The sequence below is a fragment of the Delftia sp. WSY_10 genome (assembly GCF_043104705.1).
Lineage (GTDB): Bacteria > Pseudomonadota > Gammaproteobacteria > Burkholderiales > Burkholderiaceae_C > Comamonas > Comamonas tsuruhatensis.
In genome coordinates, this window is sequence record NZ_JBICKY010000053.1 from 40111 (window position 1) to 66646 (window position 26536).

General features: G+C 68.7%; 21 protein-coding genes. 14 read left to right on the forward strand and 7 right to left on the reverse strand.

Annotated features, from left to right (window positions below; all coding sequences use genetic code 11):
* Window positions 1–14 precede the first annotated feature (14 nt).
* Genes ACF8ML_RS21360 through ACF8ML_RS21370 form a run of 3 tightly spaced genes read left to right on the forward strand, consistent with a single transcriptional unit; the run spans window position 15 to window position 5048 of the window.
* Complete coding sequence (locus ACF8ML_RS21360) at window positions 15–3203, forward strand: efflux RND transporter permease subunit (RefSeq protein ID WP_392407898.1); 3189 nt, start codon at window positions 15–17, stop codon at window positions 3201–3203.
* 8 nt (window positions 3204–3211) lie between these two features.
* Window positions 3212–4669, forward strand: a complete 1458-nt coding sequence (locus tag ACF8ML_RS21365; RefSeq protein WP_017407319.1) for an efflux transporter outer membrane subunit — start codon at window positions 3212–3214, stop codon at window positions 4667–4669.
* Window positions 4670–4718: 49 nt separating this feature from the next.
* Window positions 4719–5048, forward strand: a complete 330-nt coding sequence (locus ACF8ML_RS21370; RefSeq protein ID WP_016446802.1) for an antibiotic biosynthesis monooxygenase — start codon at window positions 4719–4721, stop codon at window positions 5046–5048.
* Here ACF8ML_RS21370 and ACF8ML_RS21375 read toward each other — a convergent pair.
* A complete protein-coding gene (locus ACF8ML_RS21375) occupies window positions 5033–6115 on the reverse strand; it encodes a DUF72 domain-containing protein (RefSeq protein ID WP_047327663.1) in 1083 nt (360 codons plus the stop codon). The two genes, ACF8ML_RS21370 and ACF8ML_RS21375, sit on opposite strands and share 16 nt — an antisense overlap.
* Before the next feature lie 205 nt (window positions 6116–6320).
* Between ACF8ML_RS21375 and ACF8ML_RS21380 the strand changes: the two genes are divergently transcribed.
* On the forward strand, window positions 6321–8672 hold the full coding sequence (locus tag ACF8ML_RS21380) for a Tex family protein (RefSeq protein WP_047327664.1): 2352 nt from the start codon (window positions 6321–6323) through the stop codon (window positions 8670–8672).
* A 28-nt stretch (window positions 8673–8700) separates the two neighbouring features.
* Window positions 8701–9540 carry an HDOD domain-containing protein gene (locus tag ACF8ML_RS21385; RefSeq protein ID WP_016446805.1) on the forward strand — a complete coding sequence of 280 codons (840 nt, stop codon included), beginning with the start codon at window positions 8701–8703 and terminating at the stop codon, window positions 9538–9540.
* A gap of 15 nt (window positions 9541–9555) precedes the next feature.
* Here the strand turns inward: ACF8ML_RS21385 and ACF8ML_RS21390 are convergent, their stop codons facing one another.
* The 4 genes from ACF8ML_RS21390 to ACF8ML_RS21405 all read right to left on the reverse strand — a co-directional run bounded on the left by ACF8ML_RS21390 (window position 9556) and on the right by ACF8ML_RS21405 (window position 13713).
* Window positions 9556–10800: an SEL1-like repeat protein gene (locus ACF8ML_RS21390; protein ID WP_016446806.1), complete on the reverse strand. Its 1245-nt coding sequence runs from the start codon at window positions 10798–10800 to the stop codon at window positions 9556–9558.
* A gap of 47 nt (window positions 10801–10847) precedes the next feature.
* Entirely contained in the window at window positions 10848–12485 is a 1638-nt protein-coding gene (locus ACF8ML_RS21395) for a DUF4384 domain-containing protein (protein WP_016446807.1), read from the reverse strand.
* 242 nt (window positions 12486–12727) lie between these two features.
* Entirely contained in the window at window positions 12728–13153 is a 426-nt protein-coding gene (locus ACF8ML_RS21400) for a hypothetical protein (protein WP_016446808.1), read from the reverse strand.
* A 98-nt stretch (window positions 13154–13251) separates the two neighbouring features.
* Entirely contained in the window at window positions 13252–13713 is a 462-nt protein-coding gene (locus ACF8ML_RS21405; protein ID WP_016446809.1) for a hypothetical protein, read from the reverse strand.
* A gap of 672 nt (window positions 13714–14385) precedes the next feature.
* Between ACF8ML_RS21405 and ACF8ML_RS21410 the strand changes: the two genes are divergently transcribed.
* The 3 genes from ACF8ML_RS21410 to ACF8ML_RS21420 all read left to right on the forward strand — a co-directional run bounded on the left by ACF8ML_RS21410 (window position 14386) and on the right by ACF8ML_RS21420 (window position 18828).
* Entirely contained in the window at window positions 14386–15165 is a 780-nt protein-coding gene (locus tag ACF8ML_RS21410) for a response regulator transcription factor (protein ID WP_016446810.1), read from the forward strand.
* Window positions 15166–15225: 60 nt separating this feature from the next.
* Entirely contained in the window at window positions 15226–16104 is an 879-nt protein-coding gene (locus ACF8ML_RS21415) for a sensor histidine kinase (protein WP_235434665.1), read from the forward strand.
* 150 nt (window positions 16105–16254) lie between these two features.
* Entirely contained in the window at window positions 16255–18828 is a 2574-nt protein-coding gene (locus ACF8ML_RS21420; RefSeq protein ID WP_017405540.1) for an AI-2E family transporter, read from the forward strand.
* A 25-nt stretch (window positions 18829–18853) separates the two neighbouring features.
* Here the strand turns inward: ACF8ML_RS21420 and ACF8ML_RS21425 are convergent, their stop codons facing one another.
* Entirely contained in the window at window positions 18854–19990 is a 1137-nt protein-coding gene (locus ACF8ML_RS21425) for an iron-containing alcohol dehydrogenase (RefSeq protein ID WP_016446813.1), read from the reverse strand.
* Between the two features lie 282 nt (window positions 19991–20272).
* Here ACF8ML_RS21425 and ACF8ML_RS21430 point away from each other — a divergent pair, with 282 nt between their 5' ends.
* Together ACF8ML_RS21430 and ACF8ML_RS21435 are read left to right on the forward strand one after the other, a co-directional pair.
* Window positions 20273–21277 (forward strand): alpha/beta hydrolase, encoded by a 1005-nt coding sequence (locus ACF8ML_RS21430; protein WP_017405542.1) that lies wholly within the window; start codon window positions 20273–20275, stop codon window positions 21275–21277.
* A gap of 46 nt (window positions 21278–21323) precedes the next feature.
* Window positions 21324–22187 carry a YbgC/FadM family acyl-CoA thioesterase gene (locus tag ACF8ML_RS21435; protein WP_013802704.1) on the forward strand — a complete coding sequence of 288 codons (864 nt, stop codon included), beginning with the start codon at window positions 21324–21326 and terminating at the stop codon, window positions 22185–22187.
* A gap of 35 nt (window positions 22188–22222) precedes the next feature.
* On the opposite strand, the gene ACF8ML_RS21440 is transcribed toward ACF8ML_RS21435, so the two are convergent.
* Window positions 22223–23170, reverse strand: coding sequence for a YgfZ/GcvT domain-containing protein (locus tag ACF8ML_RS21440; protein WP_392407901.1), 948 nt, complete (start codon window positions 23168–23170; stop codon window positions 22223–22225).
* Between the two features lie 46 nt (window positions 23171–23216).
* Between ACF8ML_RS21440 and mltG the strand changes: the two genes are divergently transcribed.
* The 4 genes from mltG (at window position 23217) to ACF8ML_RS21460 (ending at window position 26508) form a co-directional block, all read left to right on the forward strand.
* Window positions 23217–24218, forward strand: coding sequence for an endolytic transglycosylase MltG (mltG, locus tag ACF8ML_RS21445; protein ID WP_016446816.1), 1002 nt, complete (start codon window positions 23217–23219; stop codon window positions 24216–24218).
* A 69-nt stretch (window positions 24219–24287) separates the two neighbouring features.
* Window positions 24288–24974: a dTMP kinase gene (gene tmk / locus ACF8ML_RS21450; RefSeq protein ID WP_016446817.1), complete on the forward strand. Its 687-nt coding sequence runs from the start codon at window positions 24288–24290 to the stop codon at window positions 24972–24974.
* The gene (locus ACF8ML_RS21455; RefSeq protein ID WP_392407902.1) at window positions 24971–26020 is read left to right on the forward strand and encodes a DNA polymerase III subunit delta'; all 1050 of its coding nucleotides are present in this window, start codon (window positions 24971–24973) and stop codon (window positions 26018–26020) included. The genes tmk and ACF8ML_RS21455 overlap by 4 nt, the downstream gene beginning before the upstream one ends.
* A 128-nt stretch (window positions 26021–26148) precedes the next feature.
* Window positions 26149–26508: a PilZ domain-containing protein gene (locus tag ACF8ML_RS21460; RefSeq protein ID WP_016446819.1), complete on the forward strand. Its 360-nt coding sequence runs from the start codon at window positions 26149–26151 to the stop codon at window positions 26506–26508.
* Window positions 26509–26536 lie beyond the last annotated feature (28 nt).

Sequence of the window (26536 nt, forward strand, 5' to 3'; positions counted from 1 at the left end):
CAGGAACCCGTCACATGGCTCAGTTCTTCATCAACCGGCCCATCTTCGCGTGGGTCATCGCCATCGTCATCATGCTGGGCGGCGCGCTGTCCATCTTCACGCTGCCGCTGGAGCAATACCCCGACATCGCGCCGCCGCGCGTGACCATCGGCGCGCAGTACACGGGTGCCTCGGCCGAGACGGTCGAGAACTCGGTGACCCAGATCATCGAGCAGCAGCTCAAGGGCATCGACAACATGCTCTACATGAGCTCCACGTCCGACGCCTCGGGCCGCGCGCGCACCACGCTGACCTTTGCGCCGGGCACCAACATCGACGTGGCCCAGGTGCAGGTGCAAAACAAGCTGCAGTCCGCCGTGAACCGCCTGCCCGACGCGGTCAAGAGCCGGGGTGTGTTCGTGAACAAGGGCGGCCAGGACTTCCTGGTCACCTACAGCTTCTTCTCCAAGGACCCGGCCATGACCGCGGTCGACATCGGCGACTACCTGACCAGCAACCTGGTCGATGTGATCGGCCGCCTCGACGGCGTGGGCGATGTCAACGTCTTCGGCACCAACTATGCGATGCGCATCTGGATGGACCCGGCCAAGATGGAGAAGTACGCGCTGATGCCGTCGGACCTGGTCAATGCGCTGAACTCGCAGAACGCCCAGGTCTCGGCCGGCCAGCTGGGCGCGCTGCCCGCCGTCTCCGACCAGCAGCTCAACGCCACCATCACGGCGCGCACCAAGCTCAAGACGGTGGAGCAGTTCGAAGATATCGTGCTCAAGTCCTCGCTGGACGGCTCGGTGGTGCTCATGAAGGACGTGGCCCGCGTGGAGCTGGGCGCCGACAACCTGACCATCAAGGCCAAGCTCAACGGCCTGCCCGGCGCGGGCATGGGCATCGTGCTGGCCGATGGCGCCAATGCCATGCAGGTGGCCGACACCATCGCCGCCAAGCTGGCCGAGCTCAAGCCGTTCTTCCCCAACGAGATCGACTACTTCGTCAGCTCGGACTCCACGCCCTTCGTGCGCGCCTCCATCAAGGAAGTGGTCAGCGCGCTGGGCGAGGCCATGATCCTCGTGGTCATCGTGATGTTCATCTTCCTGCAGAACTTCCGCGCCACGATGATCCCCGCCATCGCCGTGCCCGTGGTGCTGCTGGGCACCTTCGGCGTGCTGTCGCTGGCCGGGTACTCGATCAATACGCTGACCATGTTCGCCATGGTGCTGGCCATCGGCCTGCTGGTGGACGATGCCATCGTCGTGGTGGAGAACGTCGAGCGCGTGATGCACGAGACGGGCATGTCGCCCAAGCAGGCCACGCGCCAGTCCATGCGCGAGATCACGCCGGCCCTGGTGGGCATCGGCGTGACGCTGTCGGCCGTGTTCGTGCCCATGGCCTTCTTCGGCGGCTCCACGGGCGTGATCTACCGGCAGTTCTCCATCACCATCGTCGCGGCCATGGCGCTGTCGGTGTTCGTGGCGCTGACGCTGACGCCGGCGCTGTGCGCCACGCTGCTCAAGCCGCCCGCAGCGGGCGGGGCAGGGCATGACCGCCCGATCCGCAGCGGCATCCTGGGGGTGAACGACCGGTTCTTCCGCTGGTTCAACCACCATTTCGACGCCACGGCCGCGCGCTACCAGGGCACGGTGGCGTACTCGCTGCGCCGCGCCAAGCGCATGATGCTGATCTTCCTGGCCGTCTGCGGCGTGGTCTGGCTGCTGATGGCGCGCCTGCCCACGTCCTTCCTGCCCGACGAGGACCAGGGCTTTGTCTTCGTCAACATCAACCTGCCCTCGGGCGCGGCCGACACGCGGCTGCAGGGCGTGCTCGACGAGGTGCGCGACTACTTTGCCAGGCAGCCCGACGTGCTGAGCTTCTACCAGGTCTCTGGCCTGAACGGCGACCAGGCCTCGGCACGCGCCTTCGTGCGGCTGAAGACCTGGGAGGAGCGCCCGCTGCCGGGCCAGTCGGCCTCCGAGATCGCGCACCGGGCGACCCGGGAGCTGGCCTCCATCCGCGATGCGCGCGTGCTGGTCATGCTGCCGCCGGCCGTGCGCGGCCTGGGCTCCAGCTCGGGCTTCAACTTCATGATCAAGGACATGAACGGCCTGGGCCACCAGGCGCTGCTGCAGGCCAAGGAAAAATTCCTGACCGAGGCCCGCAAGCGCCCCGAGCTCACCAATCTGCGCATGACCAACCTGGAGGACGCCAGCGAGCTGCGCCTGGACATCGACGACCGCAAGGCCGCCGCGCTCGGCCTGTCGTACACCGACATCAACAGCGTGCTGTCCAGCGCCATGGGCGGCACCTATGTCAACGACTTCCTGAACAACGAGCGCGTCAAGCGCGTCTACATCCAGGGCGATGCGCCGCACCGCATGCTGCCCCAGGACATCGCCAAATGGACGGTGCGCAACGGCAAGGGCGAGATGGTGCCGTTCAGCGCCTTCTCCAGCAGCTATTGGGCCTACGGTTCGCCCCAGCTCATGCGCTACAACGGCAACCCGGCCTACGAAATGGAAGGCCGCGCCGCGCCGGGCGTCAGCTCGGGCACGGCCATGCAGATCGTCGAGGACATCCTGCGCACGCTGCCGGCCGGCATAGGCTACGAGTGGACGGGGGCCTCGCTGCAGGAGCGCCAGTCGGGCGCGCAGGCGCCGCTGCTGTACGCCATCTCCATCCTCTTCGTGTTCCTGTGCCTGGCGGCGCTGTACGAGAGCTGGACCGTGCCGCTGTCCGTGATGCTGGCCGTGCCGCTGGGCGTGGTGGGCGCGCTGGCCGCCACCTATACGCGCGGGCTGACCAATGACGTGTACTTCCAGGTGGGCCTGCTGACCACGGTGGGCCTGGCATCCAAGAACGCCATCCTGATCGTGGAATTTGCCGTGCAGCTGCAGGAGCAGGGCAAGAGCATCTTCGACGCCGTGGTCTCGGCCGTGCGCCTGCGCCTGCGGCCCATTTTGATGACCTCGCTGGCCTTCGGCTTCGGCGTCATTCCGCTGGCCATCGGCACGGGTGCCGGCGCGGGCGGGCGCAATGCCATCGGCACGGCCGTGCTCGGCGGCATGCTGGCCTCCACGGTGCTGGGCATCTTCCTGGTGCCGGTGTTCTTCCTGCTGATCCGCAGCTGGTTCAAGAGCCACTCGCGCACGGATGAAGAAAGCCCGCAGCAGGCAACCGACTCACCCCATACCACCAAGGAGAGCGCAGCATGAGGCGCCGAATGCACCGTTCCACCCTCGCCGCTGCGGCCGCGCTGGCGGCCCTGCTGTCCGGCTGCAATCTTGCGCCGCAGCACCGCACGCCGGACATGCCCGTGCCCGACACGGTGGGCAGCACCGCAGCCAATCCGGCACAGGCCGACGAGGCCAGCCTGCAGGCGGCCGCCGCGCTGGACTGGGTGCAGTCCCGGCAGCTGCGCGAGGTCATTGCGCTGGCCCTGGCCAACAACCGCGACCTGCGCGTGGCCGTGGAGAACATCGAGCGCGCGCGTGCCCAGTACGGCATCACGCGCGCCGACCTGCTGCCCAGCGTCAACGCCCAGGCCCAGGCCAGCCGTGCGCGCACGGCCGCCGGCATGACCAGCGCCACGCAGGCGGCATCGGTCAGCACCCAGTACACGGCCCAGCTGGGCTTTGCCAGCTACGAGATCGACCTCTGGGGCCGCGTGCGCAACCTCAGCGAGGCCGCGCTGCAGCAGTTCCTGCAAAGCGAGCAGAACCGGCGCAATGTGCAGATCGGCCTGGTGGCCGACGTGGCCAACGCCTGGCTCACGCTGGCCGCCGACCAGGCCCGCCTGCAGCTGGCACGCGACACCCTGGCCAGCCGCGAGAAGGCCTACGAACTGACGCGGCGCATGCATGAGATAGGTTCGACCTCGGGCCTGGTGCTGGCCCAGAACCAGACCACGGTGGACACGGCGCGCGGCGACGTGGCCAGCTTCACCTCCCAGGTGGAGCGTGACCGCAACGCCCTGCAGTTGCTGGTGGGCGGTCCGCTGCCCGACAGCCTGCTGCCCGGCGCCGCCACGCTGCGCGCCGGCGCCCAGCCTGCGGCGGCGCTGCAGCCCGTGCCTGCACCGCTGCCCTCCAGCGTGCTGCTGGTGCGCCCCGATATCCAGGCCGCCGAGAACAACCTGCGCGCCATGGAGGCCAACATCGGCGCCGCCCGCGCAGCCATGTTCCCCACCATCAGCCTCACGGCCAGCGTGGGATCGGGCAGCCGCGAGCTCGATGGCCTCTTTGGCGGCAGCAGCAGCACCTGGAGCTTCATCCCCCTGGTGCGCCTGCCCATCTTCGACGGTGGCCGCAACCGTGCGGGCGTGCAGGTGGCCGAGGCCAACCAGCGCATCGCCATCGCCCAGTACGAGAAGGCCGTGCAGACGGCCTTCCGCGAGACCGCCGACGTGCTGGCCGACCGCGCGCAGTGGGACGAGCGCCTGGCCGCCCAGACCAGCATGGTCGCGGCCACGCAGAAGGCCTTCGACCTGTCCGAGGCACGCTTCAAGGCCGGCGTGGACAACTACCTCACCGTGCTGGATGCGCAGCGCAGCCTCTACACGGCCCAGCAGACCCTGATCGGCCTGCGCCTGTCCGAGCAGCTCAACCGCGTCACGCTGTGGAAGGTGCTGGGCGGCGAGCAGGTGCAGGCGCCGTCCGCCTCTGAGCCGGCGAATTCCTGAGCGCGGGCGGTGTATTCTGCGGGCCCGCAGAACTTGCCGCCCGACCACGATGAGCCCCTTTGCCAACACCCCCGAGCCGCCTTACTACGCCGTCATCTTCTCGTCGCGCAGAACGCCGGACGACGATGATGGCTACGGCCTCATGGCCCAGCGCATGGTGGACCTGGCCGCGCAGCAGCAGGGTTTCCTGGGTGCGGAAAGCACGCGCGGCGAGGACGGTTTCGGCATCACCGTGTCCTACTGGTCCACGGCCGAATCCATCGCGCGCTGGAAGCAGGATGCCGAGCACCTGGTCGCCCAGCAACTGGGCAAGGACGCCTGGTACGAGCACTATGAATTGCGCGTGGCCCGCGTGGAGCGCGCCTACGGCAAGCGCTGAACCCGGGCCGCCTCCGCCTGGACCACGGCCTCGGCCAGCAACGCGATGGAGCGCGGCGCGCAGCCTTCGGCATCGTTGCTCACCGTCACGAAGGCGGGCAGCCCGCGGCTGGTGATGCCATCGATGGTCTTGGCGAGGATGGCGCGCGTGTGCGCATCGGGCGTGCGGATCTCGTCGAAGGGGTCGTGCTTCTTTTGCGCATCGGGATAGCCGTAGGCACCGAACTCGCGGTTCAGGTTCCAGCGGCAGACCAGCGGGGTGGGCCACAGCCCGCGCAGAAAAACCAGTTGCTCCTCGATGGGGGGCATCTTGCCGTGCAGTCCCAGGCAGAAGGTGGCGCCACTGGCGCGCAGGGTATCTGCCAACTGCGGCGTCAGCAGATCCGGGTCGCGCACCTCCACCGCCACGATGATCTGCGCGCCCAGCGGATGGGCGGCCAGCGCCGCGCGCACCGCCTCCAGCATGGCCTGCAGCCGCGCCAGCAGTTCGGTGGGGCGGCTGAGCAGGCCCCAGGTCATCGGGCTGAGCTGGAACACCAGCACGCCCAGCCGCTCGCCCAGCCCTTCGAGCGTGGGCTCGACGAAGCTGGTGACGGCCAGATCGGGTTGAAGGAACACCGGGTTCAGCGACATGCCCTTGCCGTCCTCGTCACGCACCTGCGCGTCGGTAACCACGGATGGGCACTTGACCACGAAGCGGAAATCGGCCGGCACCTGGCCCGCGAAGGCCAGGTACTGGCTGGCCGTCAACGGCCTCCAGAAGCTGCGGTCCACGCAGACCGTTCGCATCAACGGATGCCGGCCATAGGCCTCCAGTCCCTTCTTGGCCAGCACGCTTTTGTCATAGGCGCCATCCCAGATCAAGCCTTCCCAGCCCGGGTAGGACCAGGTGGAGACCCCCATGCGCAGGCCCTGCGCAAGCTGGTCCGCCAGCGCCTGCCATTGCAGGGCCTGGGGCGCCAGCTGCACGGAGCCGGCGGCCTTGCGCGGTGCCGGTGTGCGGCCGGCAGGCGCGGGCGGCGGGGCAGGGGCCGATGGTGGGGGAGAACCGAACAGATCGTCTTGCATTCGAAGCTGGTGATTGTGGCAGAGGGCGCCTGCCTGCCGCAGGGCCCCGGCAAAAGCAGGCAGTGGATTGATTTTGCAAGCCCTTGAATTCATTGGCCTGCAAGAAATGCTTGCATTTGCGGGGCGGCCGCTAGCGGCCCGGCCCGAATCGCGTGTGGCACACTTGGCCGCTTTTCCGGATTCCACGCCACGGGGCGCCTCTCGAATGCAAAAAATCATTGCCCAAATCGCCGCAGAACTGAATGTCAAGCCGCAGCAGGTGGGTGCCGCGGTCGAATTGCTTGATGGCGGAGCCACGGTTCCGTTCGTCGCGCGCTACCGCAAGGAAGTCACGGGCGGACTGGACGACGCGCAGCTGCGCCAGCTCGACGAACGCCTGGGCTACCTGCGCGAGCTGGAGGACCGCCGGGGCGCGGTGCTCAAGGCCATCGACGAGCAGGGCAAGCTGACCGACGCGCTGCGCCTGGCCATTGCCAATGCGCCCACCAAGCAGGAGCTGGAGGACATCTACCTGCCTTTCAAGCAAAAGCGCCGCACCAAGGGACAGATCGCCAAGGAATTCGGCATCGAGCCGCTGGCCGACAAGCTGTTTGCCGACCCCACGCTGGACCCGCACAAGGAGGCCGAGGCCTTCTGCAAGCCGGCCACCACCCTGGACGACGGCAAGCCGGGCCCCGATTTCTCGACCACGTTGGCCGTGCTCGATGGTGTGCGCGACATCCTGTCGGAGCGCTGGGCCGAAGACCCGGCCCTGGTGCAGAAGCTGCGCGAATGGCTGTGGGAAGACGGCCTGCTGCGCTCCAAGAAGGTCGAATCCAAGAACGAGAACGACCCCGAGGTCGCCAAGTTCCGCGACTATTTCGAATACGACGAGCCCATTGGCCGCGTGCCTTCGCACCGCGCGCTGGCGGTGTTCCGCGGCCGCGCGCTGGAAATCCTCGAGGCCAAGCTGGTCCAGCCCGTGGAGCCCGAGCCCGGCCAGCCCAGCCTGGCCGAAGGCAAGATTGCCCTGCACCTGGGCTGGAGCCACGCCAAGCGCGCCAGCGATGACCTGATCCGCAAGTGCGTGGCCTGGACCTGGCGCGTCAAGCTCAGCCTGTCCACCGAGCGCGACCTGTTCTCGCGCCTGCGCGAAGACGCCGAGAAGGTGGCCATCAAGGTCTTTGGCGACAACCTGCGCGACCTGCTGCTGGCCGCCCCTGCGGGGCAGCGCGCCGTGATCGGCCTGGACCCGGGCATCCGCACGGGCGTCAAGGTGGCCGTGGTGGACAGCACGGGCAAGCTGGTGGACACCACCACCATCTACCCGCACGAGCCGCGCCGCGACTGGGACGGCTCCCTGGCCGTGCTGGCCCGCCTGGTCGAAAAGCACCAGGTCAACCTGATCGCCATCGGCAACGGCACGGCCAGCCGCGAGACCGACAAGCTGGCCTCCGACCTGATCAAGATCGCCAGCAAGGCCGACCGCCAGATCGAGAAGGTCGTGGTCAGCGAGGCCGGCGCTTCCGTATATTCCGCCAGCGAGTTCGCCTCGCAGGAAATGCCCGACGTGGACGTGAGCCTGCGCGGCGCCGCCAGCATTGCGCGCCGCCTGCAGGACCCGCTGGCCGAGCTGGTCAAGATCGACCCCAAGAGCATCGGCGTGGGCCAGTACCAGCACGACGTGAACCAGAGCGAGCTGGCGCGCCAGCTCGACGCCGTGGTCGAGGACTGCGTGAACTCCGTGGGCGTGGACCTGAACACGGCCTCGGCGCCGCTGCTGTCGCGCGTCTCGGGCCTGTCGGGCAGCGTGGCCAAGTCCGTGGTGCGCTGGCGCGATGCCAACGGCTCCTTCAGGAGCCGCAAGCAGCTGATGGACGTGGCCGGCCTGGGCGCCAAGACCTTCGAGCAGGCGGCGGGCTTTCTGCGCATCCGCGGCGGCGACAATCCGCTGGACATGACGGGCGTGCACCCGGAAACCTACCCGGTGGTCGAACGCATCATTGCCACCACGGGCAAGAGCGTGGACCAGCTCATGGGCCGCTCCGAAGTGCTCAAGGGCCTGAAGGCCGAGCAGTTCGTGAGCGAGCAGTTCGGTGCCATCACCGTCAAGGACATCCTGGGCGAGCTGGAAAAGCCCGGCCGCGATCCGCGTCCGGACTTCGTCGTGGCCCGTTTCAATGACGGGGTGGAGGACATCAAGGACCTCAAGGAAGGCATGACGCTGGAGGGCACGGTCAGCAACGTGGCCCAGTTCGGCGCCTTCGTGGACCTGGGCGTGCACCAGGACGGCCTGGTCCACGTCAGCCAGATGAGCCACAAGTTCGTCGAGGACGCGCGCGAGGTGGTCAAGACCGGCCAGATCGTCAAGGTCAAGGTGCTGGAGGTCGATGTGGCGCGCAAGCGCATCAGCCTGACCATGAAGCTCGATGCGGCACCGGCGCGGCGCGACGGCCCCCGTGACAACCGCTTCGAGAGCGCAGGCCGCGGCAGCCAGGGCGGGCAGCGCCGTGCGCCCGAGCCGGTGCAGCAATCGGCCATGGCCTCGGCCTTCGCCAAGCTGCAGACTCGCAAGTAGTCCCGCGCACGGCAAGGCAGGAAACGCGATGGCTGCGCATGCACTGGACCTGCAGACGCTGTTGGCACAGGCCCTGGCCCTGCCGGCGCAGCCGCGCATCGTGGCCTTGCTGCTGCGCGAGCTGGTGCCCGAGCAGCCCAGCCTGCGCCGGCTGAGCCAGCTCTTCGCAGCCGACCCTGCGCTGGCCGCCGGGCTGCTGGCACAGGCCAACGGCCCGGTGTTCGGCATGGCGGGACGTGTCACCGGCATTCCCGAGGCGCTGGCCCTGCTGGCGCCCGCGCAGCTGCGCCAGATCGTGCGGGGCATACCGCTGGGCGTGGGCGCCCATGCCGTGCCGGGCATGGCCATGCCGGCCTTCTGGCGCTACAGCGTGGAAGCCGCCCGCGTGGCGCGCGCGCTGGCCGGCACCGTGCAGGCCAGCCCCACGGCGGCCTATGCCGCAGGGCTGATGCACGGCCTGGGGGAGCTGGCCATGCACATGATCGACCCCGGCCGCGCCGCCACCATCACCGAACTGGTCGGCCCGCTGGACCCGCGTCGCGCCGAGCTGGAAATGCGGCTGTGCGGCTACACATACAGCCATGTCAGTGCGGGCCTGGCCCGCCGCTGGAACCTTCCGCCGCTGCTGGCCGATGCGCTGCAGCACCTGTACGCGCCGCTGGCCCAGCCGGGCTTCGATCCGCTGGCCTGCGTGCTGCACATCGCTGCCTGGCGCGCCCGCTCGCGCGAGGCGCAGTGGGACGAGCGTGCCCTGGCCGTGAGCTTTCCCGGCGAAGTGGGCGTGGCCCTGGGCCTGGACATCGACATGGTCCTGCGCCAGGACCCGGTGGACTGGATGGCCGACACCGGCCTGGACGTGGTGCTGTAGCGCCTCGCTCCTGCCTCAGTGCCTGTGCCAGGGCGCCGGCACCATGTCGAACAGCGGCGTGGGATCGCGCCGGTAGGGCGCGGGGCTGACGGGCGCCATGGGCTGCATGGTCATGGGGTCTATGCGCGCCAGCTGCTGCATCCATCCGATGTCCACGCCGCCGCCCGGTGCGGGGCGCGAGTAGATCAGCTCCAGCATGCGACGCGATGCCACATGGCCGTGGGATGCGGCCTGCTGGTACAGGCGCAGCGCCTCGGTGTAGTTGGCCGGCACCCCGTCGCCGCGGTGGTAGCGCTGCGCCTGCTCCCATTGCTGCTGGGCCGTGACGGGCTGGCGCACCTGGATGTCCTGCTCGCTGGGCGCTCCACTCAGCTGCGGCGTGCGCTGCATGGCCTGCGGCCCCTGCGCTGCAGGCGTGGAGCTGCCCTGCGCCGACACCAGCTGGCCTGCGGGCCGCAGGCGCTCGCCCAGCATCTGTGCATTGGTCGCGGCGCTGGATGAGCGCGCCGCTGCCGCGCGGAACTGGCGCAGCGCTGCCTCGGGCTCGTCCTGCGCGAGCAGGGCCAGGCCCCATTCCAATTGGGCGCCGGGGCTGCCGGAGCGCGCTGCGCGCTGCAGCAGTTCCTGGTCGGGCGTGCCTGCCACGGCCAAGGCCTCGCCCACGGGTTCGGCCGTGGACAGCGGTGCCAGGCGCCGCGCCAGCAGCCATTCCAGGTACTGGGCGCGGGCCGGGTCGGTCTTGGCCAGCTGGGCGATCCAGGGTCTTGCGGCCGGTGGGTCGGGCGGCTGGCCGCAGCCGTCCATGGCGCACCAGGCCAGTCCTGCGCTGGCCAGCGGATGGCCGGCGCGCTGCGCGCGCTCGAACCATTGCCTGGCCTGCGGCCCGTCCTGCGCCATGGCAATGCCATGCAGTGCCAGCAGGCCCATCACCCATTGCGCCTCGCGCTGCGTGGCCAGGCTCACGCCCTTGCCTTCGGCGCGGCTGCGCAGCTGGGACAGGGCCCGTTGCTGGGCGGTGTCGGAGGTGGATGAGATATTGCTGGTGCCGGGCTGTGCGCTGAACAGGCCGGTGGTTGCCACCCGGATGGGGGCCACCGGCGTGAAGCGTGCGGCAGCCTGCACATGCGCCGGCATGGCGGGCGTCACGCCGGGCGGCAGGACCAGCAGGCCCGCCAGCACGAGCCTGACGGACAACCGCAGCGCAGTTGCGAGCCGCTGCGCACGGGCGGCGCACAGCGGTTCGTGGGCGTGGGACGGCATGGCGTGTGCCTCCGGTGGGTTCGTGGACGGGGCGGTTGTCAGGCGCATCAGCGCTTGGCCTGGGCCGGAACCACTTGCCAGAAGCGGGCCATGCCTGTGTACTGGTCGGCGCCCAGTCCGCTAGCCATGGCCTGGTTGACATCCTCCAGTGTGCGCATGCCCGGGATGGCGATGAAGGCCTTGTTCTGCAGCAGTTGGGGCAGCTTGTCGCTCATGTTCTGCTCGGTGGCAAAGCAGGCCACGCCTTCCTTGCCTGCCGGGCCGGCATTGATCACATAGCCGGGGTTGGGGCTCATCCAGTCGGGCAGGCGCACGGACTGGGCGGCCGTGATCCAGCCCGAGCGGTTCACATCGTTGGGCAAGAGCCTTACCACCTCGCCGTCGGCACCCGCCATGAAGCACGACAGATAAGAGGCGCGCGACACGGTGGCGGACAGGAACAGTTGCTCACCCGTCTCGAAGGAGGTGCGCGTGGGCGTGATGTTCTCCAGCCACAGGTCCAGCTTGCGGTCGGGCGCGGGGGCGCCGTAGCGGTAGTCGCCCGTGGCCACGGCCACGTTCTCGGCGGCGGTGGTGACCGGTGCCGCGCTCTTGGTGTTCCAGCCGATGCGCGTCATGTGTCCATCGGCGCTGACGGCCACGAAGTCTCGCAGTGCGCGCTCGTAGGTGCTGAAGTCCACCACGCCATTGACCACCATGCCGCTGTCGGCCTGGAAGCGCCCTATGGCCTCGCGCCACTGCGGGTTGCCTGCGGTGAAGGCCGGTGCGTCGGGAGGCAGATAGCCCTTGCTGATCAGCGACTGGCGCACCAGCTCCTGGTGGATGCCGGCCCCGCCCTCCTCATACCAATCGCGCAGCTGGCGCTGGAAGTCGGGATGGGTCTGGTCCAGCGTCAGGCACTGCCAGTAGGGCAGGCGTGACCATTTGCCCAGCAGTTCGATCATGCCCAGCTCGACCAGCGTGCGCACGGCCGGGCCCGAGCCCTGGGCATAGTCGCGGCCCACGCTGAACTGCACGCCGTAGGAGCCGATGCGGCCGGCCAGATCCAGACCCTGGCTGCCGTTGCCGATGACGACTTCGTTGGCCGAATCCAGGCCCGGAATGATGGTGCGCGTGCGGAAGTCGCCCAGGTGCAGCTCCATGCCCAGCACGGCGCCGCTGCGGTTGGCGCTGTAGCCGGTTTCCAGGCGCGAGGCGCTGGTGCCTATGTCCACGTTGTTGCGCAGCACGTTCTGGTCCATGAAGGACACGGCGCCCGACACATACAGGGCCGGGCGCTGCAGCTGGATCTGGTTGTTGTTGAGCAAGATGGTGGTGAGGTTCTGCACCGTGTCCTGGCGGGCGATGTCCACCTCATAGTCCACGTAGCGGAAGGCGCTGCTGACGCGCGACATCTGGGACAGGGCGGTGACCACCATCTCCTTGGCGGCCACGGCCACGCGGCCCGTGTAGTCGGGCAACTGCTTGCTGGTGATCAGCACCGTGGGCATGTGACTGTTGCGGAACATCCTGTCCATGCACATCAGCGAATCGGAGAAGCTCGATATGGAGCGCACCGGCCGCACCACCGGGCGGTCGGCTGCATAGACTTTTTCCAGGTATTTGGAATCCTTGCGCGCATCCAGCGGCGCGCAACCCGACAGCAGCACGATGGAGGCTGAAACGGCGCTGGCGACAACACGCATGCAGCCCTGTCTGCCAGACCATCGCTGGCGCCAAGCCCCTCGGTAGTCCGCGTGGCCGCTGTCTGCCGGCCGGGGCGCGGCATCGTGGCGGGGAAGTCCTGGCGATGGGAGGCTGTTGCGCATGATGGACCTCTGCTGGAAAACGGCGAGCCAGGGCACAGGCGCGCACAGGCGCCGGCGCCGGAAATATGGGACGAGAGTGGCGGGGCGGCCCACAGCCCGATGGCTGGCCGCCGGCCGCGCTATCGGCAGACGTTGACCAGATCACCCTTGAGAACCACGATCTGGTCCTTGGTGGTCTGTGGCCCGTAGCGATTGAATGCGCTTGCGTTGGTATTGCTGGCAATGTCCTGCGTGCAGGTGCGCTTCATGCCGGCACTGCTCATCGTGGTGGTGGTCACCACGTCGGCATCTGTGGCGACGCCCGGAGCATTGTTCATCGACATGGCTTCATAGCGCGCTATCTTGGCCTTGATGTTGATGGGTATGTCGGTCACGGTTTCCAGCCCCGTCGATGTCGTGGGCTTGGCCGTCGGCAGCCTCAGATAGTCCACGGGCTTGTTCAGTACCACCGGGTCTTCGCCCGGAGCGGCTGCGTGGATGGAGGACGCTCCGAGGGCGAGCCAGGCCAACAGGGCAGCCGAGCAGAGAATGGCGGCGTTATGCATGGTGGGCTCTCCTGGTGCGGAGGGCTGGGTCGGTGCCGGGAAGGCTATGCCGGTTGGCTGGGGGCCGTCCGGCAGTTGCCTTCACCCGGCAGCCAGGCTCAGCGATTGTTGTAGCAGGTCACGCAGCCGTTGTTGCTGGAGATGTTCTGCACTGCGGTGGAGCCGTTGCCGGCATAGTTGACGATGCCAGAGTTCTTGGCCGCCACGACCTGAATCGACAGGTCATTCACGTCGACTTCGCCGTAGTTGGAGGCGAGGTTGTTGACGGCCACGGCGCCCCAGCCATTGGCGACGTTCATGATGCCGGTTCCCGAGGCTGCCACGATCTGCAGAGAGCTGCCGCCGTTGTCGATGGACACATTGCCCGCATTGCTGGCCAGATTCTGGGAGGCCTTGCCGCCACCCGTTGCCATGTTCAGCACCCCGCTTCTGTTCAGCACCGTGACCTGGACGCTGGGTCCGTCGATTTCGATCTTGGAGCTGCTGCTGTAGCGGTTGTCTTGATCTGCCATGGCGGCGGTTGCGATCAGGCACAGGGAAAGAATTGCAAGCGATTTCATGATGGCTCCTTGGAAGGATCGGACTATCAGGAAGAGGTGTGTAAGCACCCGTTTTTCAGACACTTTGCGGAGGTTTCCGGCCTTGTCTCCCTGGACCCCAGCTCGTTGTCTGGACTCCAATGTGCTTGGGGTGCCCCTGCCGTTCCATCTCTTGTACGGGGTAGCCGTGAGCGCTGAGCCACCTGGCGGGTACTTACCCGTCCAAACCTTTGGCTGGCGGGCTGCATCGCGTTAAAGCAGCGGCATGGGGAGGTGAATGGAGTTGGGTAGTTTCAAGGTGTAACGACAGAAAATTTGCAGTTGCAGCTTCGCTTCAGGCCGTTGATCCGGCGGGCATGGGGCCATCCAGACAACCTGGTGTATCGAATTGCATACGCTCGGTGCAGGCGCAGGAGGAAGGCGTTGGACCGGCGGCTGTCATGGGCCCGGATCCAGGGGAGGATGGCGGGCATCGGCAAGGGCATGGCCTGCCAGGCCCGACAGGCCTGCCGGTCAGGTGATCAAGAAAGTACGGACCCGGCTTCTCACACAAATGTGTTAATTTGCAAGCTACGCAATCTTTCACAAACTTCGTCAAAGATTGTGGATATCGGTGGCGATTTCTCTTAATGTGAAAGGCGCGTATGTGATCGGTTGCGTCATATACATGACGTGACATTTGAGGAGAACAGCATGAATCCATCCGACGTTCCCGCCGATGCCCGTCCCCTGATCGCCGATTCCTCGCGCGCCCAGGCCATGCTGGGCACGGGCCTGAGTTCCGCCATGTGGCCAGACTATCTGGCCGGCCAGCCCGACAAGCCCGTGCGCGTGCTGCTGGTCGATGACGATGCCCACATCCGCATGGTCATTGCCCAGGAAATCATGAACGACCCGCGCACCCTGGTCGTGGCCCAGGCCGGAAGTGTTCGAGAGGGGCGCAAGGCCATTCGCCAGCACGAGTTCGACGTGATGCTGGTCGACCTGAACCTGGGCGACGGCGAGGGCTTCGAGCTGCTGGACATGATGAAGACCGTGCGGCCCACGGCCGAGGCCGTCATCATCTCCGTGATGGAAAACGACGAGCAGGTGCTGCGCGCCTTCGAGCTGGGTGCCACGGGCTACCTCGTCAAGAACTCCTGGTTCGGCAACTACCCGCAGGCCGTGCTGCAGGTGGCCAATGGCGGCGCATCCGTCACTCCCAGCCTGGCGCGCAGGTTGCTGCAGCGCTTCGACAAGACCCAGGGCGCCGAGCCCAAGCGCCGCTCGCCCGACGAGGCGGACCGCCTGTCCACCCGCGAGCGCGAGGTGCTGCGCATGGTCGCCAGCGGCTACACCAGCGCCGAGATCGGCTCGCGCCTGATGATCAGCGCCATGACGGTCAACACGCACATCAAGAACATCTACCGCAAGCTGCAGGTGCGCACACGCGCCCAGGCGGTGCGCTTTGCATCGCTGCGCGGCCTGTTCTGATTGGCTGGCGGCGCAGGGGCCCGTGCGGACCGCCCCGCCGCCGCTTCCCACCGCATGGCCATGAAGGACTCCCTTCGCGCATTGGCAGTCTGCCTGGCACTGGGCCTGCTGCAGATGCTGGCGCTTTGCGCCTGGCTTTGGCAGCAGGGCGACCAGGCTCCGCTGTGGCTTCGCCTGTGCAGCCTGTCCCTGCTGGTCTTGACGGCCTTGCTGTGTGCGATGGGTGCCTCGCGCCTGCGCAGGCTGCTGCTGTGGCGGCGCAGGCGCAGCCCCCGGCCCTCGCGTGAGGTGCAGGCCGAGCGCCGGCGCATTGCCGCCGATCTGCACGACGGCGTGGGCGGCCTTCTGGTGAATGCCATGGCCTTGCTGGAGCCGAGCGAAACCCGGCAGCGCCAGGCGCAGGAGTTGCTGGAGCAGGCCTTGCTGGACCTGCGCCTGCTGGTGGACGCCATGGACGCCGTGGAGGACGCCTTGCCCGTGCGCCTGGCGCGCCTGCGCCACCGGCTGCAGCCCGTGCTGGACCGCCGTGGCATGCAGATCCGCTGGAGCGTGGCCGATCCGCAGTCCGAGCCGGGCCTGCCCGATCTGCCCGATCTGCCCGATCTTCCTCGAGGCCAGTCGTCCCAGCACCTGCTTGCCATCACCCAGGAGGCCGTGAGCAATGTGCTGCAGCACGCACAGGCCAGCACGCTGTGGCTGGTGCTGCAGCCCCTGGAGCCGGGTATTGCGCGGGCGAACGGCGCCCATCCCGGCGCGCGCCGCGAGCTGCGCTGGGAGTTGCGCGTGGAAGACGACGGCCGCGGCCTGCCGCCGCGTACACCCGATGAGGCGCAGGGCATGGGCCTGGCAGGCATGCACCGCCGTGCCCACGCCATAGGGGCTACGCTGGACCTGGCGCCGCGTGCTGGCGGCGGCACGGTGGTGCGTGTGCGCTGGTGAGCTGGCGCGCTGTGGCAGCGACGGCGGCGGAGTTCCAGCGATTGCGGTGCCCGCTGACAGGGCCGGCCCGCAGCGCGCTGTGCAATCCCACGATGGGCGCAAGTGCGGCAGCATCCACGCACGTATCCAAGCCCTGATGCCTGTCCCCCCATGAATCCACATCCCGACCTCACACCAGCGCCTTCCAGAAAACCAGGCGCTGAGAACGCCGCAGCCGATGCGGCCGGCAACGCGGCCGCTGCCGACGCGGCTTTCGCACGCAGCGTGCGTTCGGCCCTGCCGGGCCTGGCACAGCTGGCCGACATGGTGCCTGCGCTGCGCCTGCTCACCGGCCTGCTGGTGGCCAGCATCATCATCGCGGGTCTGTATTTCGGGCAGGGACTGCTGATTCCGCTGGCCCTGGCGCTGCTGTTCGGCTTTTTGCTCGATCCTGCGGTCTCCCGGCTCAGGCGCTGGGGCCTGCCGCGCATGGCGGCGACGCTGCTGGTGGTGGTCATGGCACTGGCAACGCTGGCCGGAATGGGTACCTATCTGGGCAGCCAGGTGCAGCAGCTCAGCGCCGACCTGCCCACCTACCAGAGCACCATCCGCGACAAGCTGCGCAGCCTGCGCAGGAATGCCAACATGCCCAGCGCCTGGGACGGCGCCCTGCGCACCTATGACACGGTGGAGCGTGAGATCTCCCGCGGCGCCACCACGCCCCGCGTGCAGAAGGTGGAGATCCAGTCGCCCGAGCAAAAGCCCACGGCGCGCATGCTGCAGTGGCTGGGCCGAGTGGCCGAGCCCGTGACCACGGCCGGCATCGTGCTGCTGTTCGTGATCCTCATCCTGCTGGACCGCGATGACCTGCGCGACCGGCTGCTGCGCCTGATGGGCGGCAACCTGCATGTGGCCACCGACGCGCTGGACGAGGCCTCGCAGCGCATAGGCAAGTACCTGCGCATGCAGTTCGTGGTCAACATCACCTATGGACTGCCCATGGCGGCGGGGCTGTGGTTCATCGGCGTGCCGGGCGCCATTCTCTGGGGGGTGCTGGCGGCCATCATGCGGTTCGTTCCCTATGTGGGCGCCATGATCTCTGCCGCCTTCCCGCTGGCGCTGGCCTTTGCGGTGGATCCGGGCTGGCAGATGCTGCTGATGACGCTGGGGCTGATCATGGCGCTGGAGCTGATCAGCAACAACCTCATCGAGCCCTGGCTGTATGGCAGCAGCACGGGCCTGTCCACGCTGTCCATCATTGCGGCCGCGACCTTCTGGACGGCGCTGTGGGGGCCGATAGGGCTGATCCTGTCCACGCCGCTCACGGTCTGCCTGCTGGTGCTGGGCCGCTACATACCGGCGCTGCAGTTCATGGAGGTGCTGCTGGGCAGCTCCCCCGTGCTGGGTCCGGCCCAGCGGCTGTACCAGCGCCTGCTGGCCGACGATGTGGAAGATGCGGTCACGCTGGCGCATGAACTGGTGGACGCAAGGCTGCCGGCGCGGGCCTCGGCGGACGAACGCTCGGCCGCAGTGGCCGGCTTCTATGACGAGGTGGCGATCCCCGCGCTGCGCCTGGCCACCCAGCAGCACCTGGAGTCGGCCACGGCCGAGCACCGGCTGCGCCTGTCCAGCGGCATGGATGCCTTGGTCGAGGAGCTGCGGGAAAGCCATCCCGCGCCCGCAGACCTGTCCTCGCGGGCCCTGCGCATCCATTGCGTGGGCGCGCGCTGGGAGGTCGATGCCCTGGCAGCGGCCATGGTGGCGCACAGCGAGGCGCTGCGCGGCCACGTGGTCAGCTGCTCGGACTGGGCGCTGGCGGCCGATCCGCAATGGCGCCAGCTGGGGCAGGGCGAGGGCGGCGGCCTGCCGCAGGGCCATGCAGGCGCACAGGCCCTTGCCGAGGCGCAATTGCTGGTGCTCTCGGTCTTCAGCGCCCAGCCCCAGACCGTGGCGCGCCAGATCATGCGGCGGGTGCGCCGCCACTGGCCGCATCTGCGCGTGGTGCTGGCGCTGTGGAATGCGCCGGCCGTGGTGTCCGACCCCGAGTTCGCGCGCCGCTGCGGCGCCGCCGCCTGCGTGTCCAGCCTGCGCGAGCTGCAGTTGTGGGTGGACGCCTTGCGCCTGCCCGACGCGGCAGGCCAGGGCCTGGCCGCGCCCATTCCCGATGACGATGAGCAGCGCGTGCGCCAGCTGCGCGACAGCGGCGTGCTCGGGCCCGGCCTGCCGCCGCTGTACCACGAGGCAGCCCAGCAGGCCGCCAATGCCTTCGACGTGAAATGGGCCCAGGTCTCATGGGTCGATGCCGACCGCGTGCACACGCCCGGCAGCCTGCTGGTGGCGGACCAGGGCGACCCCGCATCGGCCGGGATGCCGCGCGGGCAGTCCATCTGCTCGTATGTGGTGCACGGCGGCGAGCCCCTGGTGGTGCACGACGCAGCACGCGACCCCCGGTTTGCCGGCAACCCCGCACTGCAGGCCATGCGGCTGCGCTTTTACGCAGGCGTGCCGCTCAGGAACCGCCACGGCGCGGTGCTGGGCAGCTTCTGCATCATGGACGACGCACCGCGCGAGGTCTCGCCGGCAGATCTGGAGCTGCTGGCCGTCATGGCCGAGCAGCTGATGCAGACCGTGGAAGTGCGCCGCATGATGGAAAGCGGCGCAGCGCCGGCGCCGGCTCCCGCTCCCGCGTCTGTACCGGCGCCGCCACCGGCCCAGTCACCGGAGCAGTCACCGCCCGGCCACTGAGCCCGCTCACAGCGGCTACGGCGGCTCACAGCGAGGTGGCCAGCATCTGCTCGTAGTCGTCGGCGCTGGCCAGGCGCGGGTTGGTGCCGTGGCAATGGTCCTTGAGCGCCCCGCCGATCACGGCCGCGAACTGGGCGCGCTCCACGCCCATGGCGGCCAGGCCCGTGGGCAGGCCCAGGCGGGCGTTCATGTCGCGTATGGCTTCGGGAATGTCGCTGCCCGAGGCCAGACCCATGGCGTGGGCCATTCGCTGCAGGCGCTGTTCGGCGCGCACGCTCTCGGCCTCGGCATTGAAGCGCACCACGGCGGGCAGGAACATGGCGTTGAGCGTGCCGTGGTGCAGGCGCGGGTTCACACCGCCCAGGCTGTGGCTGAGGCTGTGCACGCAGCCCAGGCCCTTCTGGAAGGCCATGGCGCCCTGCATGCTGGCGCTCATCAGCTGGCGGCGTGCCTCGGCGTCCTGGCCATTGCGGGTGGCGCGTTCTATGTGCGCCCAGCCGCGCGTGAGGCCGTCCAGCGCAATGCCGTCGGCAGGCGGATTGAAGGCGGCTGCCATGAAGGTTTCCATGCAGTGGGCGATGGCGTCCATGCCCGTGGCGGCCGTCAGCATGGCGGGCAGGCCGTAGGTCAGTTCCGGATCGCAGATGGCGGCGCGCGGCACCAGGTGCCAGCTGTGAAAGCCCAGCTTGCGGTGGTCGTCCACGATGATGATGGCGCCGCGCGCCACCTCGCTGCCCGTGCCGCTGGTGGTGGGAACGGCAATCAGCGGTGCCACGCGCTCGGTGATGCGCGGCGAGCCGCCCTCGATGGTGGCGTAGTGCGACAGCGGCCCTTCGTGCGTGGCCGCAATCGCCACGCCCTTGGCGCAGTCGATGGCGCTGCCGCCGCCCACGGCGATCAGGCCGTCGCAGCGCTGCTCCTGGTAGATTGCAGCGGCCGCACGCACGGCGGCCTCGGTGGGGTTGGAGGGCGTCTGGTCGAACACTGCGTGCGGCATGTCGCCCAGCCCATCCAGCGCCTTTTGCAGCACGCCGGCCGCCTTGACGCCCTGGTCGGTGACGATCAGCGGCCGCGTGATGCCCACGCGCTCGCACTCCTGGCGCAACAGGCGCACGGCGCCGAAGTCAAACTGGATCTGGGTGACGTAGTTGATGAAAGCCATGGTCGGTGACTCGTTGCGGGCCGCTGCGGCCCGTGGTGGGGATCAGGGGGAGTGCGCCGAATCTAGACCGCGCGTGCTGCACTGCAAACAAAGCAAACCCTGAGAGGGCGCCTGCGCGGTCACGGGGGCGACAGCACGGGCGTGCACTGCCATCGCATGGCTGCCAGGGCCTTGTGCTCGCGGCACAATGCCTGCTGCGCGGCGCCTGCCGTGCCGTGCCGTGCCTTGCCGGCCGCGCCGCATTGCCTTGCCAGATGGCTCCGATCGAACCTGTCCCTGAACTTGCTCCTGAACGTGCCCCAGCCCGAATCCCGCCCCCACGCCACGCCGCTGCCGGCGTCCCTGACCCACCAGATGCGCGATGTGCTGCGCCGTATGGAGCGCGCCGCACGCACGCCCATGCACCAGCTGGGCGCCGAGGGTGCGCGCGCCGCCTATGAGGCGGGCGCCGGCGTGCTCGAAATTCCCAAGCCCGTCCTGCCGCGTGTCGAGGACCTGCAGATTCCCGCGCGCGATGGCGCCTTGCTGCCCGCTCGGCTCTATGCGCCTGAGGAGCGTGCCCAAGCACCGGCCTCTGGCCTGCCCGTGCTGCTGTACCTGCATGGCGGCGGCTTCACCGTGGGCAGCGTGGCCACGCACGACGTGCTGTGCCGCCAGTTGGCCCACCTCTCGGGCGCTATGGTGATCTCGCTGGAATACCGGCGCGCGCCCGAGCACAAATTCCCCACGGCCCACAACGACGCCTGGGATGCGCTGCAATGGCTGGCTTCGCAGGGCGCCTTGCTGGGCGCCGACCCTGCACGCCTGGCCGTGGGCGGCGACAGCGCGGGCGGCACGTTGGCCGCAGCCTGCGCCATCCATGCGCGCGATGCAGGCCTGAAGCTGGCCCTGCAACTGCTGATCTACCCGGGCACGACGGCCCACCAGGACACTGACTCGCACCGCCGTTTCGCCCACGGGCTGGTCATTGACGAGCCGGCCATCACCTGGTTCTTTGCCCAGTACCTCAACAGCCCTGCCGACCGCGAGGACTGGCGCTTCGCCCCGCTGCTGGCGCCTGACGTGGACGGCGTGGCCCCGGCCTGGATAGGCCTGGCCGAATGCGACCCGCTGGTGGACGAGGGCGTGGAATACGCCGACAAGCTGCGCATGTCGGGCGTGCCCGTGGATCTGGAGATCTACCGGGGCGTGACCCATGAATTCGTCAAGATGGGCCGCGCCATTGCCGAAGCGCGCCGTGCACATGCCGACATGGCGCGCGCCTTGGCCGACGCCTTCGCGGCCTGAGAGCCAGGGCACCCAAGACACCCAAGACAACAGGAGAGAAAAACCCATGCAACGCCAAGATTTCCGCACGCTGCAACGCATCGAAGTGCGCTGGTCCGAAGTGGACGCCCAGAAGATCGTCTTCAACGCCCACTACCTGATGTACGCCGACGTGGCCGTCACCGACTACTGGCGCCAGCTGGGCATGCCCTATGAGTCATCCTTCGCGGCCCTGGGCGGCGAGCTGTTCGTCAAGAAGGCCACCACCACCTACCACGCATCGGCCACGCTGGGCGACGTGCTGCATGTGGGCATACGCTGTGCCAGGCAGGGCAATACCTCGCTGTTGTTCGAGGCCGGCATCTTCCGGGGCATGGAACTGCTCAACACCGTGGAACTGGTCTATGTGTTCGCCGATGCCACCACGCGCCAGCCGCTGCCCGTGCCGCAGCAGCTGCGCGACGTGCTCACCGCCTATGAGGCAGGCCAGAGCGTGGTGCGCGTGGCATCGGGCAGCTGGAACGACCTGGGCCGCGACGCCGAGCGCCTGCGCCTGGCCGTGTTCGTGCACGAGCAGGGCGTGCCGCGCGAGATCGAGATCGACGAGTTCGACCCCGTGGCCCGCCACGCCGTGGTCTACAACGGCCTGGGCCAGCCCATTGCCACCGGCCGCCTGGTCAGCGACAGCCCCGGCGCGGGCAGGATCGGCCGCATGGCCGTGGACCGCAGCGTGCGCGGCGGCCGCTGGGGCCGCATCGTGCTGGACAGCCTGGTGGAGGCCTCCCGCCAGCGCGGCGACCGCGAAGTCGTGCTGCACGCGCAGCGCCATGCCGAGTCGTTCTACCTGCGCGCGGGCTTCACGCCCGAGGGCGAGCCCTATGAAGAGGCCGGCATTCCTCACATCACCATGAGGAAAGTGCTCACCGCCTGAGCTGCAGGCAGCTCAGGCGGTGCAAGGCCCAAATCTCAAATGTCCTCGCGCAGCGCGTAGGGCAGGGGCTTGAGCTGCAGCGCCACGGCCTGCGCGGCATCGGCGCGCTGGCCCTCGCCCAGGGCGGCGTGGGCCAGCAGGCGCTGCTCAGCCGAGCTGATCTGCATGGAGACAATGGCGTCCCAGCCCCCGCCGGGCGCCGGGGCGGCCTGGACCACGGTGCCGGTGGCCTGCTCCAGATCCTCGGGCGTGAAGACTTCCATGCCGGCTGCCAGCGGCTGCTGGGCATGGGCGATGTAGGCGCGGCGCTTGAGCGTGCCCCGGAACTGGCTGCGGGCCACCACCTCCTGGCCCGGGTAGCAGCCCTTCTTGAAGTTCACGCCTTCCACCGATTCGTAGTTGAGCATCTGCGGCACGAAGGCATCGACCACGGGTGCCGACAGCGTGGCGATGCCGCTGGCGACTTCGCTCCAGAGCCAATCGGCCTCACTGAGTGCGGGGCCTTCGGGCAGGGGCGCACCGACAGGGGCCACGCGCAGGGCGCGCGGCTGGCCGGCGGCCGGGTGCAGGGCGATCAGGCTGGCTGCCCCGTCGTCCGTCTTGGTCCAGGGTGCGGCGGCCGCGCCCAGGGCATGCACGGCGGCATCGCCAGCCAGGCCAAGCAGGGTGAAGTCGGCCGTGGCATCGCTGAGCTTGCACTTGGCGCGCAGCACGAACATGGACAGGCGCTTGAGCGTGGGTGCCAGCAGGCTGCGGTCGCACAGCAGCAGGATCTCGTCCTTGCTGCGCTTGAAGCCGATGAAGCTGGCCAGCATGCGGCCCTTGGCCGTGCAGAACGCCGCCAGACGCGCATGCTGCAGATCGAGCAGCGCGAAGTCGTTGGTCAGCTGGCCATGCAGGAATGGGGCGGCGTCTTCGCCGAGGGCGCGTATCACGCCGAGATGGGAAACGGGGGCGATGCCGTTCAGTAAAGGCTGGGTCATGGCTGAATTATGATCAGCCGCTCTATTGCTTGCTTGGACCGAGGTTGTGCGCTTTATCTTTCGCGCTTTGATGATGCTGCTGGTGCTGGCAGCCGTGCTGGCCGGTGCCGGCTGGTGGTGGCTGAATCAGCCCCTGCCGCTGTCCCAGCCCACGCTGGAGCTGGAGGTCGAACCCGGCACCACGCCGCGCGGCGTCGCCCGCGAAGTGGTCAAGGCCGGGGTGCAGACCGATGCGCGGCTGCTGTACGCCTGGTTCCGCGTCTCGGGCCAGGACCGGCAGATCAAGGCCGGCAACTATGAACTGACCACGGGCCTGACCCCCTATGTGCTGCTGCAAAAGCTCGCGCGTGGCGAGGAATCGCTCAAGGCGCTGACCCTGGTCGAGGGCTGGAACTGGCGCCAGGTGCGCGCCGCCCTGGCCCGCGAGGAATTCCTGCGCCAGGAAAGCGCGGGCATGGACGATGCGGCCCTGATGCAGGCCCTGGGCCGTCCCGGGGTGGCGCCGGAGGGCCGCTTCTTCCCCGATACCTATACCTATGCCAAGGGCAGCTCCGACCTGGCCGTGCTGCGCCGGGCCCTGCATGCCATGGACCGGCGCCTGGCCGATGTCTGGGCGCTGCGCTCGGCCGACACGCCACTCAAGAGCCCCGACGAGGCCCTGACCCTGGCCAGCATCGTCGAGAAGGAAACCGGCCGCGCGGCCGACCGTGCCCAGATCGCAGGCGTGTTCACCAACCGCCTGCGCATCGGCATGCTGCTGCAGACCGATCCCACCGTGATCTACGGCCTGGGCGAGAAATTCGACGGCAACCTGCGCCGCCGCGACCTGCAGACCGACACGCCCTGGAACACCTACACCCGCGCGGGCCTGCCGCCCACGCCCATCGCCATGCCCGGCAAGGCCGCCCTCATGGCCGCCGTGCAGCCCAGCCAGACCAAGGCGCTGTATTTCGTGGCGCGCGGAGACGGCACCAGCCATTTCAGTGCCTCGCTGGACGAGCACAACCGCGCCGTCAACCGCTACCAGCGCGGCCAGCAAAAGCCCTGAGCAAAAGCCCTGAGATATTCCCCAGGGCTGCTGCGGTTCCCGCGGCGCTTGCGTATCCTCTCTTTCCATATGACCAATGCAACCCCCGCCGGCCTGTTCATCAGCTTCGAAGGCATCGATGGCGCCGGCAAGTCCTCGCACATCGCGTCGCTGGCCCAGGCTTTCCGTGACCAGGGCCGCACGGTGACGCTCACGCGCGAGCCCGGCGGCACGCCGCTGGCCGAAAAGCTGCGCGCGCTGATGCTGCACGACGCCATGGACCCGCTGACCGAGGCGCTGATCGCCTTTGCCGCGCGACGCGACCACCTGGTGCAGGTGATCGAGCCCGCGTTGGCGCGCGGCGAGGTCGTGCTCTGCGACCGCTTCACTGATGCCACCTTTGCCTACCAGGGCGCAGGCCGTGGCTTCGACCTGCAGCCGCTGGCCACGCTGGAGCGCATGGTGCAGACGGGCACCGCCCCCCAGCCCGATCTGCTGCGCGAGCCCCACCTGACGCTCTGGTTCGACCTGCCCGCCGAGGTGGCCGCCGAGCGCCTGGCCTCGGCCCGCGTGCCGGACCGCTTTGAGTCCGAACCCGGCAGCTTCTTCGCCCGCGTGGCCCAGGGCTATGCGTCGCGCGCTGCAGCAGCGCCCCAGCGCTTTGCCCGCATCGACTCCAACGCCAGCCGGCATGCGGTCTGGCAGCAGATCACGCAGGTCATGGTGCGCCGGGGCTGGCTGGCCATCATGGTCGGCGGCCAGGGAGGTGCGGCATGAACGAAGCCCTGCCACAGCCGGCCGAGACCGACACCTCCTGGATTGCCGAACAGCGCACACGCCTGCTCGCACAGCGCGGCCATGCCTGGCTGCTGCAGGGGCCTTCGGGCCTGGGGCAGTACGCGCTGTCGCTGTCACTGGTGCGTGCCTGGCTGTGCGAGTCGCCGTCGCCCCAGGGCGCCTGCGGCCACTGCGGCAGCTGCCATGCCATCGACGTGCGCTCCCATGCCGACCTGTGCGTGCTCATGCCCGAGGTGCAGATGATGGCGCTGGGCTGGCCCCTGCCCGAGAAGGCCCAGGCCGACATCGACGACAAGAAGCGCAAGCCCAGCAAGGAAATCCGTGTCGAGGCCATGCGCGACGCCGTGGAGTTCTGCCAGCGCACCAGTGCGCGCGGGCGCGGCAAGGCCGTGCTGGTCTATCCGGCCGAGCAGATGAATGCCATCACGGCCAATGCGCTGCTCAAGACGCTGGAGGAGCCGCCCGGCGATGCGCGTTTCGTGCTCGCCAGCGAGGCATCGCACCAGCTGCTGCCCACCATTCGCAGCCGCTGCCTGATCCACACCATGGCCTGGCCGGATCAGCAAGAGGCCCTTTCCTGGCTGGACACGCAGGGCGTGCCCCCTGAAGCGGCCGCCGTGGCGCTGCGCGCAGCAGGCGGGCGGCCCGGCGATGCACTGGCATTGGCGCAAAGCGGTGGCGGCAGCGACATGGCGTCGTGGTCACAGCTGCCGCGTGCGCTGGCCAAGGGCGATGTGGCGGCCCTGGCCGCCTACGCGCCGCCCCATGCCGTGGAGGCCTTGCAAAAGATCTGCCACGACCTGATGGCGCTGGCCGCAGGCGCCGCGCCGCGCTACTTCACACCGGCCGACCTGCCTTCGCGGCCGCTGGACATGGGCCTGCTGGCCGAATGGTCGCGAACCCTGGCCCAGGCCGCGCGCACGGCCGACCATCCCTTCAACGCAGGCCTCATGGCAGAAGCCCTGGCCGCAGAGGCGCGGCGCGTGCTCATGTCCGGCCAGACTGCCCGCCAGCGCCGGGCATGAAGGGCGGGGCACGGGAGGACATGGCCAGGCGCTTTTCGCCACATGAAAGCCCGGCCTGTTAACCTACGGCCCTGGGCCCGGTGCCGATTGCGCCGGCCGCTCACCGAACCAATGTCTGCAAACCATCCATGAGCACCGCACCCTCCACACCCCGTCCCAGCGTGATGCAACTGGCGATCAAGGAAAAGGCCGCGCTGTACGCCGCCTACATTCCCATGTTCGCAGAAGGGGGCGTCTTCGTGCCCACGCAGCGCGAGTACCGTCTTGGCGATGATGTCTACGTGCTGCTGACCCTGCCCGACGAGCCCCAGCGCTATCCCGTGGCCGGTCGCGTGGCGTGGATCACGCCCGCACGCGCCTCGGGCAACCGCACGCAGGGCATAGGCATACAGTTTCCCAAGGACGAGAAATCCGCCGAGCTCAAGGCCAAGATCGAGAACATCCTGGGCGCGGCGCTGAGCTCGGACAAGGCCACGCAGACGGTCTGATGGCTGCACCTGTTTCAGGTGCACCTGC

What these genes read in the sequence shown, in the direction of transcription:
- ACF8ML_RS21410 (WP_016446810.1), top strand. Translation starts at nt 14,386, where the DNA reads ATGAATCCATCCGACGTTCCCGCCGATGCCCGTCCCCTGATCGCCGAT.
- ACF8ML_RS21420 (WP_017405540.1), top strand. Translation starts at nt 16,255, where the DNA reads ATGAATCCACATCCCGACCTCACACCAGCGCCTTCCAGAAAACCAGGC.
- ACF8ML_RS21440 (WP_392407901.1), bottom strand. Translation starts at nt 23,170, where the DNA reads ATGACCCAGCCTTTACTGAACGGCATCGCCCCCGTTTCCCATCTCGGC.
- ACF8ML_RS21390 (WP_016446806.1), bottom strand. Translation starts at nt 10,800, where the DNA reads ATGCCGTCCCACGCCCACGAACCGCTGTGCGCCGCCCGTGCGCAGCGG.
- ACF8ML_RS21365 (WP_017407319.1), top strand. Translation starts at nt 3,212, where the DNA reads ATGCACCGTTCCACCCTCGCCGCTGCGGCCGCGCTGGCGGCCCTGCTG.
- ACF8ML_RS21460 (WP_016446819.1), top strand. Translation starts at nt 26,149, where the DNA reads ATGAGCACCGCACCCTCCACACCCCGTCCCAGCGTGATGCAACTGGCG.
- ACF8ML_RS21455 (WP_392407902.1), top strand. Translation starts at nt 24,971, where the DNA reads ATGAACGAAGCCCTGCCACAGCCGGCCGAGACCGACACCTCCTGGATT.
- ACF8ML_RS21435 (WP_013802704.1), top strand. Translation starts at nt 21,324, where the DNA reads ATGCAACGCCAAGATTTCCGCACGCTGCAACGCATCGAAGTGCGCTGG.
- ACF8ML_RS21370 (WP_016446802.1), top strand. Translation starts at nt 4,719, where the DNA reads ATGAGCCCCTTTGCCAACACCCCCGAGCCGCCTTACTACGCCGTCATC.
- tmk (WP_016446817.1), top strand. Translation starts at nt 24,288, where the DNA reads ATGACCAATGCAACCCCCGCCGGCCTGTTCATCAGCTTCGAAGGCATC.
- ACF8ML_RS21405 (WP_016446809.1), bottom strand. Translation starts at nt 13,713, where the DNA reads ATGAAATCGCTTGCAATTCTTTCCCTGTGCCTGATCGCAACCGCCGCC.
- ACF8ML_RS21395 (WP_016446807.1), bottom strand. Translation starts at nt 12,485, where the DNA reads ATGCGTGTTGTCGCCAGCGCCGTTTCAGCCTCCATCGTGCTGCTGTCG.
- ACF8ML_RS21415 (WP_235434665.1), top strand. Translation starts at nt 15,226, where the DNA reads ATGAAGGACTCCCTTCGCGCATTGGCAGTCTGCCTGGCACTGGGCCTG.
- ACF8ML_RS21360 (WP_392407898.1), top strand. Translation starts at nt 15, where the DNA reads ATGGCTCAGTTCTTCATCAACCGGCCCATCTTCGCGTGGGTCATCGCC.
- ACF8ML_RS21425 (WP_016446813.1), bottom strand. Translation starts at nt 19,990, where the DNA reads ATGGCTTTCATCAACTACGTCACCCAGATCCAGTTTGACTTCGGCGCC.
- ACF8ML_RS21380 (WP_047327664.1), top strand. Translation starts at nt 6,321, where the DNA reads ATGCAAAAAATCATTGCCCAAATCGCCGCAGAACTGAATGTCAAGCCG.
- ACF8ML_RS21400 (WP_016446808.1), bottom strand. Translation starts at nt 13,153, where the DNA reads ATGCATAACGCCGCCATTCTCTGCTCGGCTGCCCTGTTGGCCTGGCTC.
- ACF8ML_RS21375 (WP_047327663.1), bottom strand. Translation starts at nt 6,115, where the DNA reads ATGCAAGACGATCTGTTCGGTTCTCCCCCACCATCGGCCCCTGCCCCG.
- ACF8ML_RS21385 (WP_016446805.1), top strand. Translation starts at nt 8,701, where the DNA reads ATGGCTGCGCATGCACTGGACCTGCAGACGCTGTTGGCACAGGCCCTG.